Source organism: Pseudomonas brenneri (assembly GCF_007858285.1).
In the GTDB taxonomy this organism is placed as follows: domain Bacteria; phylum Pseudomonadota; class Gammaproteobacteria; order Pseudomonadales; family Pseudomonadaceae; genus Aquipseudomonas; species Aquipseudomonas brenneri.
In genome coordinates, this window is the sequence record NZ_VFIL01000001.1 from 16,542 (window position 1) to 29,393 (window position 12,852).

Annotated in this window: 15 protein-coding genes; 12 read left to right on the top strand and 3 right to left on the bottom strand. The window is 58.8% G+C overall.

Annotated elements, in window-relative coordinates:
* Nucleotides 1-226: 226 nt before the first annotated feature.
* On the top strand, nt 227-745 hold the full coding sequence (locus FJD34_RS00075; protein ID WP_090291273.1) for an isochorismatase family protein: 519 nt from the start codon (nt 227-229) through the stop codon (nt 743-745).
* Between the two features lie 54 nt (nt 746-799).
* On the top strand, nt 800-1,294 hold the full coding sequence (locus FJD34_RS00080) for a DUF2165 family protein (protein WP_090291272.1): 495 nt from the start codon (nt 800-802) through the stop codon (nt 1,292-1,294).
* A 27-nt stretch (nt 1,295-1,321) separates the two neighbouring features.
* Here the strand turns inward: FJD34_RS00080 and FJD34_RS00085 are convergent, their stop codons facing one another.
* Both FJD34_RS00085 and FJD34_RS00090 read right to left on the bottom strand, forming a co-directional pair.
* Nucleotides 1,322-1,768: a GNAT family N-acetyltransferase gene (locus FJD34_RS00085; RefSeq protein WP_174553284.1), complete on the bottom strand. Its 447-nt coding sequence runs from the start codon at nt 1,766-1,768 to the stop codon at nt 1,322-1,324.
* Nucleotides 1,769-1,881: 113 nt separating this feature from the next.
* Nucleotides 1,882-2,805 carry a LysR substrate-binding domain-containing protein gene (locus FJD34_RS00090; protein ID WP_090291270.1) on the bottom strand — a complete coding sequence of 308 codons (924 nt, stop codon included), beginning with the start codon at nt 2,803-2,805 and terminating at the stop codon, nt 1,882-1,884.
* Nucleotides 2,806-2,906: 101 nt separating this feature from the next.
* Between FJD34_RS00090 and FJD34_RS00095 the strand changes: the two genes are divergently transcribed.
* The 10 genes from FJD34_RS00095 to FJD34_RS00140 all read left to right on the top strand — a co-directional run bounded on the left by FJD34_RS00095 (nt 2,907) and on the right by FJD34_RS00140 (nt 12,159).
* Nucleotides 2,907-3,680: a pirin family protein gene (locus FJD34_RS00095; protein WP_146552165.1), complete on the top strand. Its 774-nt coding sequence runs from the start codon at nt 2,907-2,909 to the stop codon at nt 3,678-3,680.
* A gap of 99 nt (nt 3,681-3,779) precedes the next feature.
* Nucleotides 3,780-4,469: an isochorismatase family protein gene (locus tag FJD34_RS00100; protein WP_032861467.1), complete on the top strand. Its 690-nt coding sequence runs from the start codon at nt 3,780-3,782 to the stop codon at nt 4,467-4,469.
* Between the two features lie 63 nt (nt 4,470-4,532).
* Entirely contained in the window at nt 4,533-5,159 is a 627-nt protein-coding gene (ycaC, locus tag FJD34_RS00105) for an isochorismate family cysteine hydrolase YcaC (RefSeq protein WP_032861405.1), read from the top strand.
* A gap of 66 nt (nt 5,160-5,225) precedes the next feature.
* Nucleotides 5,226-5,876 (top strand): hydrolase, encoded by a 651-nt coding sequence (locus FJD34_RS00110; protein ID WP_032861404.1) that lies wholly within the window; start codon nt 5,226-5,228, stop codon nt 5,874-5,876.
* 115 nt (nt 5,877-5,991) lie between these two features.
* The gene (locus FJD34_RS00115) at nt 5,992-6,375 is read left to right on the top strand and encodes a DoxX family protein (RefSeq protein ID WP_090291268.1); all 384 of its coding nucleotides are present in this window, start codon (nt 5,992-5,994) and stop codon (nt 6,373-6,375) included.
* A gap of 116 nt (nt 6,376-6,491) precedes the next feature.
* A complete protein-coding gene (locus FJD34_RS00120) occupies nt 6,492-8,639 on the top strand; it encodes an FUSC family protein (protein WP_090293166.1) in 2,148 nt (715 codons plus the stop codon).
* On the top strand, nt 8,629-8,838 hold the full coding sequence (locus FJD34_RS00125) for a DUF1656 domain-containing protein (protein ID WP_032861403.1): 210 nt from the start codon (nt 8,629-8,631) through the stop codon (nt 8,836-8,838). The genes FJD34_RS00120 and FJD34_RS00125 overlap by 11 nt, the downstream gene beginning before the upstream one ends.
* A complete protein-coding gene (locus FJD34_RS00130; protein ID WP_090291267.1) occupies nt 8,835-9,791 on the top strand; it encodes an HlyD family efflux transporter periplasmic adaptor subunit in 957 nt (318 codons plus the stop codon). The genes FJD34_RS00125 and FJD34_RS00130 overlap by 4 nt, the downstream gene beginning before the upstream one ends.
* Nucleotides 9,791-11,212, top strand: a complete 1,422-nt coding sequence (locus tag FJD34_RS00135; protein WP_032861402.1) for an OprD family outer membrane porin — start codon at nt 9,791-9,793, stop codon at nt 11,210-11,212. The genes FJD34_RS00130 and FJD34_RS00135 overlap by 1 nt, the downstream gene beginning before the upstream one ends.
* 23 nt (nt 11,213-11,235) lie before the next feature.
* The gene (locus tag FJD34_RS00140; protein WP_090291266.1) at nt 11,236-12,159 is read left to right on the top strand and encodes a SphA family protein; all 924 of its coding nucleotides are present in this window, start codon (nt 11,236-11,238) and stop codon (nt 12,157-12,159) included.
* On the opposite strand, the gene FJD34_RS00145 is transcribed toward FJD34_RS00140, so the two are convergent.
* Nucleotides 12,156-12,776 carry a TetR/AcrR family transcriptional regulator gene (locus FJD34_RS00145; protein ID WP_032861400.1) on the bottom strand — a complete coding sequence of 207 codons (621 nt, stop codon included), beginning with the start codon at nt 12,774-12,776 and terminating at the stop codon, nt 12,156-12,158. The two genes, FJD34_RS00140 and FJD34_RS00145, sit on opposite strands and share 4 nt — an antisense overlap.
* Nucleotides 12,777-12,852 lie beyond the last annotated feature (76 nt).

Genomic DNA, 12,852 nt, shown 5'->3' on the forward strand with positions numbered 1-12,852 from the left:
ATTGCGTCTGCAACAGGATCCTGGCTTGTCAGCTTGCAGTGATATTGCTAGTGTCGGGCCATGACTGATTATTGCCTCACCTCGACTACCACCACCACGACCGGCGAAAGCGGAGCGTGCGAGGTGTCGTGAGTCAATAGCAAACGAACTTCAAAGGCCCGCCAGCGATGGACAGGGCCTTTTTTATGCCCTTGTGTCGCTGGTTAAAATGCAAGGAGATGCACTTATGTACGCCCTGTTGGTACTCGATATGCAAGTTGGGCTGGTTCATGGCCCGCAAAAGCCATGGCGCTGCGAGGCGCTGCTGGAAACCGTGAATGCCTTGATGGACAAGGCGCGCGATGCCGGCGCGCCGATTTTTCTCGCGCGCCATATCGGGCCCGTTGGGTCGGCAATCGAACCCGGCAGCCCGTTGACAAGGGTGGTGTCGGAACTGAAGCTGCTGGGTGGGGAAACGGTGTTTGATAAACGGCGGCCCAGCGCCTTTGCAATGACGGACCTGGCGGATAACTTGCGCGCTTGCGGCGCTACCGGCGTAGTGATCACTGGGCTGAAAACTCAATATTGCGTCGATAGCACCTGCCGTGCAGCACGTGATCTTGGCTTCGATGCCGTCCTCGTCGCCGATGGACATAGCTGTTCAGACACGTCGGTGATGAATGCCTGGGACATCGTCGCTCATCACAATGCAACGCTTGACGGACCATTCTGCCGGCTGGTTCGGGCTGAGGAGTGGCATTTCTGACGGCGGGGTTTTGCGCATCTGTTCTAATCGAGTGATTGCTCTGGGAAACACACTATGACCATCCGCTACGCAAAAATGATCCTGACCCTGATGCTGGCGGCCTTCGCCGCCCTTGTCGCGTTCAATAACATGACCGATTACGGCTCCAACTTTGCCTTCGTCCAGCATGTATTGAGCATGGACACCATCTTCCCCGGCAGTACGGCGATGTACCGGGCAATCACCACGCCGTGGCTCTGGCATGCTGCCTATGGGCTGATCATCGTAGGTGAAGCCATGACCGCCGTATTGTTGGCCTGCGGCGCACTGGTACTGTGGCGGGCCAGGCAGGCCAGTGGCCGGCAGTTCAACGCGGCCAAACGGGTTGCGATTATCGGCTTTACCGCGGGTTTGCTGGTGTGGTTTTTCGGCTTCATGGTGATTGGCGGGGAGTGGTTCCTGATGTGGCAATCCCACCAGTGGAATGGCCAGGAAGCGGCATTCAAGTTCTATATGGCGATGCTTGGGGTACTGATCTTTCTCAATCAGCCGGATGCCGATTGCGATTGACGCGTACCGACCAAGCGCCTCACACGATCAGCGAACGAATTTGACGTACACCCGTTCAGGGTCGTAGTCATCAAGGTTCTCGATGCTTCCACTGGGTATAAACCCGGCCTTTGCGATCAACGCCTGTGAGGCGGCGTTGGACGCATTGGTCGTAACAAACAGCTTGGGCGTCTTGCACGCCGCCTCGGCTGCCGCCAGCAAGCAAAGCGCTACGCCCCGACGCTGATAGGCGGGAGACACAACCACCAGTTGCACAAAGCCGTGATTGAAAAAATCGTGGGTGAGCACCAGGAACCCTGCGCACCGGCCTGCATCGACGGCTACCAGGCATTGCTGGCGCGCGACGGCATCATAGATAAAGACGTGACGACTGGCATGGGACGCTGCATAGGTGTCCAGTTCGATCAGGGCGTGCACGTCATCGGGTTCTGCCTGGCGGACGAGCCAGTTCGGGCTTGCGTTGTCGAGGGTCAATTTCAGCTCCGTTGTCTGGTCAGAGGGCGTTTTGTACGATATCGCATCTCGACAGCATGCTAGTAGCGCACGATATTTTTGTCGTAATCATCACCTCGCGTGAAATGACCTCTTCAGTTGTTGCGAGAACCCTCGAATCCCGGCTGTGCTTCAAACGCTTGGGCCAGAAAATCGATCAAGGTCCGGACTGACGGCAACAGCCCGCGCCTCGACGGGAAGACCGCGCTGATAACGCCTTCGACGGGCCTCCATTCGGGGAGCAAGCTGACCAGGTGGCCATCTTCGATTTCATCCTTGACCACGGCCAACGGCAGGTTGGCGATGCCCACACCCAGCAGCGCGGCACTTTTCAGGGTGGGCATGTCATCGCTGACCAGCCGTGGCGTGTGGCAGATCTCGGCCGTGACGCCTTCCGGCCCGTTCAGCCCCCAGACGTAATGCAGCATCGGGTTGCCCCAACTGATGCTCGGCAGTCCTGATAAGTCGGCGGGTAGTAGTGGCAGTGGATGCTGCTGCAAAAAGGCCGGGCTCGCGACCAGTGCCTGGGGGCTTCTGGCAAGCACCTTCATCACCAGATCGCTGCTTTCCAGCGGTGGAAAGCACAGGTTCAACGCAATGTCGTATCCCTCGCTGATCAGGTCCACCTTGCGGTTGAAACTTTTCACGTTGAGTTCGACGCTGGGGCATTGCGCCATGAACTGGCCGAGCAGCGGCGCCACCCAGTAATTGAGCAGTGGGGTGGTGCAGCTCAGGCGAATCACCCCGCGTGGTTCGGCTTTGTTGAAGGCGATCAGGTCCTCGGCAGACTCTGCCTCGGCGGTCATCGCCACGCAGTGGCGGTAGTAGGCCAGGCCAATATCGGTGACCTGGAACTGGCGGGTAGAACGCTGTATCAGTCGAGCCCCCAGCCGCGCCTCAAGCTGGCTGACCCGTCGGCTCAAGGTCGACTTGGGCATGTTGAGCGCCCGACCGGCTGCCGCGAAGCCGCCATGCTCAACCACCTTGGCGAAGAGGAAGAGTTCATTCAGGTCAAACATGCGCATCGTTCCATTTTTGAGATGGTGAAGTTTAATTCAACCACTACCGAACACCTAGTGCGACGACTAAGGTGGAGCCATTGTTTCTTCCGGCAACCATCATGAAGAAGGTTCTAGGCATTTATGGCAGCTCCAACCGGCGTTGGGTCGGTGATGGCTTCCAGGTGCGCTCGCTGCTCTCCCACAACATTCTGGGGCGGCATATTAGTCCGTTTTTTTTGCTGGACTACGCTGGACCTACTGAGTTTACGGCCTCCAGTCAGCGTCGAGGGGGCGGCGAGTATCCGTGTCGAGGGGGGGAGGCAGTCACGATTGTCTATGAAGGCGAGTTGGAGCACCGGGATTCAACGGGGGGCAACGCGCTGATCGGTGCCGGTGATGTGCAGTGGATGACAACTGCAGCGGGAGTGCTGCATGAGGACTATCACTCAGCGGACTTTACGCGCACAGGTGGAACACTGGAGGTGGTCCAGCTATGGGTAAAACTGCCCGATGCGCAAAAAATGATCGCGTTGAGCTACCAATTATTGAGGCGCACAGATGTTCCAGTGTTGGAATTGCCAGGTGCTGCCGGGCAGATTCGAATCATTGCGGGACAGTATGCCGGCCAGACAGGACCGGTTAAGACCGTTACACCGGTACACATATGGGACCTGCGCCTGCGCGCCGGCAGGCGCGTGACTGTGCACCTGAACAGCGGGTTCACCTGTGCGGTGGTGCTACTCGACGGTGTCGTGCGGCTGAACGGTGTCGACACCTTGCGCGAGGCGCACCTGGCCTTGCTGGACCCGCAGGGCAGTGACCTGCTGCTGGAGGCCAGTCGGGACTCGAAAGTGTTGCTCCTGAGCTGCGAGCCCCTGCACGAGCCGATGTGATCGGCAACGTATTCGTATCTGCACAGGATGTGCAGCGTCTGCCGGGCATTTGGCAGGCAATAACACCAGGGAGGTTCATCCATGCAAGAGGAAATGCAAATGAGCGCTTCAGGTAACGCTGCAAACTTTAATGGTCAGAAGCCGACGATTGATCCCACCGACACCGCCATGCTGTTGATCGACCACCAGAGTGGCCTATTCCAGATCGTCAAGGACATTGATGTTCCTCAATTGCGCGCCAACGCCATTGCCTTGGCCAAGGCAGCGACCCTGCTGAAGATCCCGGTGATCACCACCGCTTCGGTGCCCCAGGGGCCGAACGGGCCGTTGATTCCGGAAATCCATGAATCGGCACCCCACGCCCAATACGTTGCCCGCCGTGGCGAGATCAATGCCTGGGACAACCCTGAATTCCGTGCCGCCGTCAAAGCCACCGGCAAGAAGACCTTGGTCATTGCCGGCACCCTGACCAGCGTGTGCCTGGCATTCCCCTCTATTGCCGCCGTGCATGAAGGCTACAAGGTATTCGCCGTGGTCGACGCTTCCGGTAACCACTCGCGACTGGCCACTGACCTCACCGTAGCCCGTCTGGCCCAGGCCGGCGTGGTGCCGATCGACATCATGGGCACGCTGTCGGAACTGCAAGGCTCGTGGAACCGTCCGGATGCCCAGGAGTGGGCGAGCGTCTACACCCAGGCGATGCCGCACTACCAGCTATTGATCGAGAGCTACATCAAAGCGCAGGAAGTGGCAAACAACCACGAAGAACTAGACTCCGAGCGCAAGTAATCACGGTTTGTCCTTCCCGGGGCGCCCCATTTCGAGGCGCACCTTTTTATCAGGAGCATCATCATGTCTAAACCCTACGTTCGCTTGGACAAAGACAACGCAGCTGTTCTGCTGGTTGACCATCAGGCTGGCCTGCTGTCACTGGTCCGCGATATCGAGCCCGACAAGTTCAAGAACAACGTGCTGGCCCTGGCTGACCTGGCCAAGTACTTCAAGCTGCCGACCATCCTTACCACCAGTTTCGAAACCGGCCCCAACGGCCCGCTGGTCCCTGAGCTCAAGGCACTGTTCCCGGACGCGCCGTACATCGCCCGCCCTGGCCAGATCAACGCCTGGGACAACGAAGACTTCGTCAAGGCCATCAAGGCCACTGGCAAGAAGCAACTGATCATCGCCGGCGTCGTGACCGAAGTGTGCGTGGCGTTCCCGGCACTGTCGGCCCTGGCTGAAGGTTATGACGTGTTTGTGGTGACCGATGCCTCCGGCACCTTCAACGAACTGACCCAGCAATCGGCCTGGGCCCGCATGACCGCCAACGGCGCACAGTTGATGACCTGGTTTGGCCTGGCCTGTGAGTTGCACCGCGACTGGCGCAACGATATCGAAGGCCTGGGGACCTTGTTCTCCAACCACATCCCGGACTATCGCAACCTGTTCACCAGCTACAACGCGTTGACTGAGGGCAAGTAAGCCCAGGTGTGGAGGCTGTGCTGCGACAGGCAGTCACCATTTCAGCTAGAGACGAGGAGCGTTCAGATGAAAAACAACCAGGTTCCAGCTAACGACCCTTTATTGACCGCAGACAATCACGCCCTGTTGTTGATTGACCATCAATACCTTCAACTGTTGGCCGTGCGCTCTCATTCGGCCGATACAGTTGTTACCAACACCACCTTGCTGGCCAAGGGCGCAAAAATCTTCAATGTCCCGACGCTATTGACCACAGCCTATGCCGAGCGCCAGGAAATTTTCCAGGAGTTGCAGGCGGTGTTTCCCGAGCAAAAGCCCATCGACCGCACCGGCCTGAACTCCTGGGATGACCCTCGGGTACGCAAGTGGGTCGAAGACACCGGCAAGAAAAAACTGGTGATCGCAGGCCTGTGGACCGAGGTCTGCCTGAGCTTCGCAGTGTTGAGTACGCTGGCGGCCGGGTATGAGGTGTATATCGTCACCGATGCGGCAGGTGGGGGCAGCACTGAAGGTCATGAGCGGGGTGTACAGCGTATGGTGCAAGCCGGTGCCCGTCCGTTGACGGCGGCGGTCTACATCAGTGAGTTGCAGCGTGACTGGTCCCGTGAAGAGACGGCGGGCGAGGTGGCCAAGCTTTTTGCTGAACTGGGCGGGGCTTTTGGCCAAGGGTTGCGTTGGGAGTGGCAACTGCTTGGGCTAAAAGAAGGCACTCGATAGAAGTCGCGACACTATAAAAATAGTTTTCTGCTGAGCTGTTCAAGTCAAGCAGGCTTTGCCCTGCCTGACTTTCAGCTAACGCTTATTGCGTGCACTCATCTATGAGGCTTTACCCATGAACACAATAATGTTGGTTGGGCGGGTTCTTATCAGCTTGCTTTTTATCTGGAGCGGGCTTGGCAAGTTGATGAACTATGAAGGCACGATAGGCTATATCGACAGCGCAGGGCTGCCTCTCGCTTCAGTTGCCTATTTGATTGCCCTCGCCGTTGAACTGGTCGTCGCTCCTGCGCTATTGCTCGGTTTCAAGACTAAACCTGCGGCGGTCATCATCAGTGCCTTTTCTGCTGTAGCCGGCCTTCTTTTTCATTTCCATCCTGAAGATACCAACCAGATGACGCACTTGATGAAAAACCTGGCGATCAGTGGCGGGCTGTTATATGTGCTGGTGAGCGGTGGTGGGCTATACAGCCTGGATAGGTTGTTAAGTAAGAGATAACTAGAGGTGCTCCTCTCTTGGCCTGGTTGAAGTCTATGTAGGGACATAGGGCAACCGGGTCCTTTTTCATGAAGCGACAATAAGTAGCAGTGGTTTTATCTATGGGCGGGCCGTTTATGCAGCCACTGATCAACTATTTCAAAGTGGTGTTTAACCCAGGCCTGGCCGTGCTGCTATTTGCCTTGCGCACCGTTGCGGCCGGATTGTTGACCTTGTACCTGGCCTTTATCTTCGACCTTGATCAGCCAAAGTGGTCAGTGATGGCGGTGATTATCGTCAGCCAACCCTTGGGTGGCATGGCGTTGCAGCGTAGTTTTTCGCAGATTATCGGCACGTTGGTCGGCGCGGCAGTAGCGGTGCTGATCATGGGCGTTTTCCCTCAGGCACCGGTCCCATTCATTGTCACCTTGTCGCTGTGGCTGGCGTTCTGCACGGCGGGCGGGACGTTGCTGCGTTACACCAGTTCCCATGCCTTTGTGCTCAGTGGCTTCACCGCGGTCGTCGTGGGGCTGCTAGCGGTGCCGGAGCAGGATAATACCTTGATGCTGGCGATCACCCGACTCACTGAGACGCTGCTGGCGGTTGCCTGTGTCGGCGTGGTCAGCCTGTTGACGGCGCGCCCGGAAGCGGTGGCGCGGGGGTACTTTGCCAAGGTCGATCAGGTCCTGAAGTTGATGGCGGCCCATGCGGCTGCGGTGATACGTACCGAGGAGAGCGAGGCCGATTTCCATAAGCGCCAGATGCAGTTACTGGGCGAAATCAACGCACTGGAAGGCCTGCGCCGGCATTTGTATTTCGACGCGCCACGGTTGCGCAGTGCCAACGGCCTGGTGCAGTTGCTGGGTAATCAATTGGTATTGCTGACTTCACGCCTGACGGTGCTGCGCCGTCAACGCACGCTGATCGGTGAGCGTTGGCAAGGTGAGCTTCCCGAAGACATTCAACAGCTGCGCGCTGACGAACTGGCGTTCCTGGATGAGCTGGCAGTGGCGGGGCGTTCATTATCGCCTGAGGCGCGCCAGCGCTTTAGCGTGTTGCAACAGCGCTTTGACCAGCAGGCCAACAAGGTCGAGCAGCGTGACCAGCCCATCACCGGCTCGTTACGCGCCCTGGCGTGGGCCTTGCGTTGGGAACAGGCAAGGTTGTTGCAACAACTGGAGGAAATCCTGGAACTGAGCGATGCCATCCAGGAGGGCCGCCCGGCCAACTGTCTGCACCGTCAGAGCCGAAGTAACCCGCTGTACCTGGACTGGCGCCTGGCGGGAATGAACGCTGCCCGAGCGTTTATTGCCTTGCTCGTGTGCGGATTGATCTGGATCGAAACTGCATGGGATGGCGCACGGGCAGGGATGATCCTGGTGGGGATCCTGTGCTCATTGATGGCGACCTTTCCACGGCCCCTGGCGGCGAGCCAGAATTATGCGCGTGGATTTGGCCTGTCGCTGGTGATTTCAGCGGTCTATCAATTCATGCTGGTGCCCGCCATTGGCGACGTCGAAATGCTGCTGTTGATTCTGGCGCCGCTGCTCTATGTGATCGCCGTGGGTCTGGCCAGCCCGCTGACGGCCGGTATAGGCATGGGCCTGGGGCTTTCGACCTTCCTGATGGTGGGCCCGCAGAATATTGGGGCCTGGCAGAACACTGCGAGTCAGTGGTTCGAATTTGCCGGAGCGTATATCGGGGCTTGCACCTTATCGTTACTGGTGTATTCCTGGGTGTTTCCATTCAATCCGGTCCGGCGCATTCAACGTCTGTTCGATGAGAGCCGGGAGCAGGTCTACGTCTTGCTCAAGACCTCGGCGGCGGATCAGCAGCAGTTCGCCTTTGAAAGCCGGATGATGGATCGCCTGACCATGATGCTGGGCTTGTTGCCCGCGACCAAAGACCCGCGAGCCCATGCGCTGTTCGAGGTCAGTCTGGCCTGCATGGCCCTGGGCGTGGCGTTGAACCAGCTCAAGCAACAAGGGCAAAGCAATACATTGCTGACGGTGCAAACCCAGGCACGTTTGCAGTCGGTTCTGGACCAGTCAGGCCGCTATGTGGCGGGAAGGCACACCGTCGACTGGCAGGCGTTGACCGACGCATTGCGGCACCTGGGCGATGACCTGGACCAACTGCATGCCGCTGAGCTTTCGTCAGGGCATGAGCAGTTATGGTCAGTGTTTCGCATTCGCGTGGCACTGCTGATCGTTGCCTCGTTCATTGAACGCTACCGCGAATTTCTTGAACCCGATGAAAAAGGAGTGCCGTCTCTTGCCCATTGATTTTGAGGTGGGCGGCGTCTACCTGCCGCCCATTGCCCAGGCTCTGCTGCTGGCGCTACCGATTTTCATGGCGCTGGGCTGGTCCTTGCGCCGGCTGGGCGTGTTGCGGTTTGTCTGGCATGAGGCGCTGTTTGAGGGAGCGCTCTATGTCTGCGTGTGTGCTGTTGTGATTCTAGTAATGGGAGCCTCATCACCTTGAAAAAATATATCGCCCAACTGATTACCCTGGCGGTTGTCTTGCTGGCGCTGGTCCTGGGCTGGTTCGCCTGGGAGCACTACACCCGTTCACCCTGGACCCGCGATGCCAGGGTGCGCGCTGATGTGGTGACCTTATCAGCGGACGTCTCCGGGCTGATCGCCAGTTTGCGTGTGCAGGATAACCAGCATGTGAGCAAAGGTGACCTGCTACTGCAAATCGACCCGGCGCGTTATGCCCTGGCAGTCGAACACGCACGGCGCTCGGTTGAAGTGGCCCAGGCCACAATGGGCCAGTCCGAGGCCGCAATCATTGCCAGCCAGGCGCAGCTCAAGCAGCGCCAAAGTGAAGAGCGACGCCGGCGTAGCCTCAAGCAAGGGTTCGCCATCTCCGGCGAGGAGTGGGAGAAGTCCAATACCGACGTGGCTATCGCTCAGGCGCAGTTGCTCAGCAACCAGGCCAACCTCGGGCTGGCCCAAGCCAATGTGCAGTTGGCAAAGGCTGCCTTGACCCAGGCCGAACTCGACCTGCAGCGCACCCGCGTGGTGGCGCCAGTCAGTGGCTATGTGACCAACCTGCTGACCCGCCAGGGCGACTACGCCAGTACCGGCGGTGCCTTGCTGGCGTTGGTGGACAGCGACTCGTTTTATGTCAGTGGCTACTTCGAGGAAACCAAGTTGCCGCGCATCGCACAAGGTAACCCAGTGCGGATCCAGTTGATGAGCGGCGAGACCTTTACCGGAACCGTGCAGAGCATTGCCTTCGCCATCACCGACCGTGAGAACGCGCCCGGTAGCCGCTTGCTGGCCAACATCAACCCCAGCTACACCTGGGTCAAGCTGGCCCAGCGGGTACCCGTGAGAATTCAGATCGATCCTGCATACGCCGCCAAGGACCGCTTGCGGGCAGGTACTACGGCGACGGTGACGGTGCTTGAGCAACAGGAGCAACGCTGATGAGTGTGTCATTGCGCCGGCTTATACGGGTTTCAATCTCGCTGACGGTTTCGTTGTCGGCGGCCGGGGCCTATGCCGATAACTCCATGGACCAGAGAGATAACCTCAGCACCGGTATCAATGAGCGGCAAAAGGCTGAGCTGTCGGTCACACCGGGATTTGTCAGCGGCTCGTCCCTCAATGGCTTGCTGCGCAATTACTACCTGGGCCGTGATAACCACAACACACCGTCCAGGCGCGACCAGCGCGAGTGGGTGCAGGGCGTGTACCTGTCCTTTCGTTCGGGATACACCGACACGCCCATTGGGGTCGGGCTCGATGTGCATGGTTTTTATGGGCTCAAGCTGGATGGAGGAGGGGGCAGTGGCGGGGCCGGATTGCTGCCGCTGGACTCAAAAGGCGCGCCGGAGTCTGACTTTTCCGCTGCGGGCGCGGCGCTCAAGCTGCGCGGGTTTGACAGCCTGATGCAGGCAGGTGACCAGTACCTTGAAAACCCGCTGATCGCCAGTGGCGTCAGCCGCGTCTTTCCCCAGACATTTCGCGGTGTCACGCTCAAGAACTACAGCCTGGAACACCTGACGCTGGACACCGGCTGGATCGACTCAACACGCCAGCGCAACCAGAGCGGCCAAAGCCACTTGACCACCAGTTACGGCACCGGCAACAAGGCCGGGGTGGCCGCTGATCGTGAAAGCGCGTCCATGAGTTGGCTGGGCGGCGTCTACGCGGTGCCCGGCGGGATAACACTGACCCTGTATGGCGGCCAATTGAGTGATATCTGGAACCAGTACTACGCCGGGGTCAGCCAGCCATTCAAACTGACGCCTGGGCTTACGTTGACGCCGTACCTGCGCTACTTCAAAACCCGCGACCAGGGCCAGCGCCAGTTGGGCAATATCGACAACAACACCTACAGCGGCGGCCTGACCCTGTCCGGTGCAGGCCAGAGCCTGACCCTGGGGATGCAGAAGGTGGACGGCGACACGCCGTTCGACTACATGGTCCAGGACGACCGGACCTTCCTTTACCTGGGCAACTCCCAGCAATACGCAGACTTCAACGCGCCGGGCGAAAAGTCCTGGAAGATTCAATACCAGACCAGCCTGGCGTTTATTCGCGCGCCGGATTTCCAGCTAAGCACCTCATATACCCGCGGTGAAGCGGACCTGACCCGGGTCGATCCCAATAGCACAGGCTACGGCTACATCTATAACGCCGCCGGTAAAGATGCACACCATTGGGAGCGGGACGTCGCCCTGCGCTATGGGGTGCCAGACGGCAAGGCCAAAGGCTTGAATATCACCCTGCGCTGGGCCGCACACCGTTCAGCGCAGGGATATACCGCGCCGGGCAACACCCGTGGCAACTCAAACGCCGATGAGTACCGGGTGATTGTCGATTACCCATTCAGTGTTTTCTAGCCGCCATTCAATGAAGGTGTTGTATGAGTCAAACCCAATGGATTCGGGTGCTGGGCATCAGCTCGGCACTGGCCTGCGCCACGAGCGAGGCTGACAGCGTCAGCCTGCCGCCCCTGGCCCTGGGCAATGCCAGTTTCATGGATGGGGTCGCCGGCCCCGGTGCGTTGTTCGAGTTACCGGTGCAGTATTACCGCAGCAACTCGGCCTACGATTCCCACGGCCATGCACGCCCGGGGCGGCAGCAGGTGCACAGCACCACGGTACTGCCGCACCTGGCTTACTTCAGCAACAAGACTTTGCTGGGGGCGAACTATGGCGCCGAAGTGCTGCTGCCATTGGTGAACCTGGATATAGATATCGATCAGGGCCCCAAGGGACGACGGACGCGCCAGGGTGACATGATCGTCAGTCCGTTCCTGCTGCAATGGGCCCCGGTGTCGTTCTTCGGCCGCCCGTACTGGCAGCGCCTGAATTTCGTGTTCTCGCTGCCCACAGGCTCCTATAACAAGGATTCGAGCCTCAATACCGGGAGCAATGTCTGGGTGTTCAACCCCCATTACGTATTTACCTGGGAGTTGACTGACCGCCTGGAAGTCAGCGGTCGTTTCAACTATGCGTGGACAAGCCGCAACAACGATCCGGCGTCAGTCCTGCACGCCAACAGTATCCAGCCGGGAGAGGCGTTTCACAGCAATCTGTCGGTTTCCTATGCGCTCGCCGAGAAGTGGCGCGTCGGCGTTGCAGGCTATCAACTCAATCAGATCAGCGACGACCGGATTGATGGGCATCGCCAGCGTGACTCCAGGGAACAGGTGACAGGGATCGGGCCAGGCGTGATGTATCAGCAAGGAAAACAGACATTCTTCGCCAATCTGTATTTTGAAAGCGGTGCTGAAAACCGCGCGCAGGGCACCCAGTTGACGCTACGTTACCTTCATGGGTTTTAGTGCCTGTCAGTTGACAACCCGTTGATGAAAATCGCCGTGGTCTCGCTGATCAGGTGTTCGCGCGCGGCTTTTCCAGGGCATGGACTAAGCCCCAGCAGGCAACGCAACTGCATGTCGCCGGTCAGTGCATCAAGGAAGATCTTTGCGCGGGTCTGCGGGTTGCCGGGGATGACCAGCCCGGCTTCTTCGGCCCAGGTGAAGTAATCGGCCAGGCAGCTATAGGCCGTGGCGGGCGCAGCCTCGAAAAACGACTTTGCAGCCTCCGGCGCGCGCAGGGCCTCGGACACGATCAGGCGATGCAGGGCCAGGGTGCGAGGCGACAGCACCACATCGAGAAAGACTCGGGCAATGGTCTTCAGCGCCTCGTCTAGAGGCTTCTGGGCGAGAGTCATGTGGGTCAGCGGGCTGACGTTCTCTGCGCACAGCTGCTCGATGATCGCGGCGAACAACCCTTCCTTGCCGCCGAAGTAGGCATAGAGCGTGCGCTTGGAGCCGCCAATGTTGGCGATGATCCCGTCAACGCTGACCCCGGAATAGCCTTCTGCGAGAAACATATCAGTCGCAACCTGGAGAATACTTTGACGCTTTGCTGCTTGCCTCGGGGTAGGGGTTTGCATGTGGCTCGGCTATTCCTGGAAAGAACAATTCAAAAGTTCTCCTAGCCTACGCCGCTCTGCACAAGCCTTCCAGCCA

Excerpts from the sequence above, each read along its gene's own strand:
- FJD34_RS00075 (WP_090291273.1), top strand. The coding sequence starts at position 227 with ATGTACGCCCTGTTGGTACTCGATATGCAAGTTGGGCTGGTTCATGGC.
- FJD34_RS00080 (WP_090291272.1), top strand. The coding sequence starts at position 800 with ATGACCATCCGCTACGCAAAAATGATCCTGACCCTGATGCTGGCGGCC.
- FJD34_RS00090 (WP_090291270.1), bottom strand. The coding sequence starts at position 2,805 with ATGTTTGACCTGAATGAACTCTTCCTCTTCGCCAAGGTGGTTGAGCAT.
- FJD34_RS00095 (WP_146552165.1), top strand. The coding sequence starts at position 2,907 with ATGAAGAAGGTTCTAGGCATTTATGGCAGCTCCAACCGGCGTTGGGTC.
- FJD34_RS00100 (WP_032861467.1), top strand. The coding sequence starts at position 3,780 with ATGAGCGCTTCAGGTAACGCTGCAAACTTTAATGGTCAGAAGCCGACG.
- ycaC (WP_032861405.1), top strand. The coding sequence starts at position 4,533 with ATGTCTAAACCCTACGTTCGCTTGGACAAAGACAACGCAGCTGTTCTG.
- FJD34_RS00110 (WP_032861404.1), top strand. The coding sequence starts at position 5,226 with ATGAAAAACAACCAGGTTCCAGCTAACGACCCTTTATTGACCGCAGAC.
- FJD34_RS00115 (WP_090291268.1), top strand. The coding sequence starts at position 5,992 with ATGAACACAATAATGTTGGTTGGGCGGGTTCTTATCAGCTTGCTTTTT.
- FJD34_RS00120 (WP_090293166.1), top strand. The coding sequence starts at position 6,492 with ATGCAGCCACTGATCAACTATTTCAAAGTGGTGTTTAACCCAGGCCTG.
- FJD34_RS00135 (WP_032861402.1), top strand. The coding sequence starts at position 9,791 with ATGAGTGTGTCATTGCGCCGGCTTATACGGGTTTCAATCTCGCTGACG.
- FJD34_RS00140 (WP_090291266.1), top strand. The coding sequence starts at position 11,236 with ATGAGTCAAACCCAATGGATTCGGGTGCTGGGCATCAGCTCGGCACTG.
- FJD34_RS00145 (WP_032861400.1), bottom strand. The coding sequence starts at position 12,776 with ATGCAAACCCCTACCCCGAGGCAAGCAGCAAAGCGTCAAAGTATTCTC.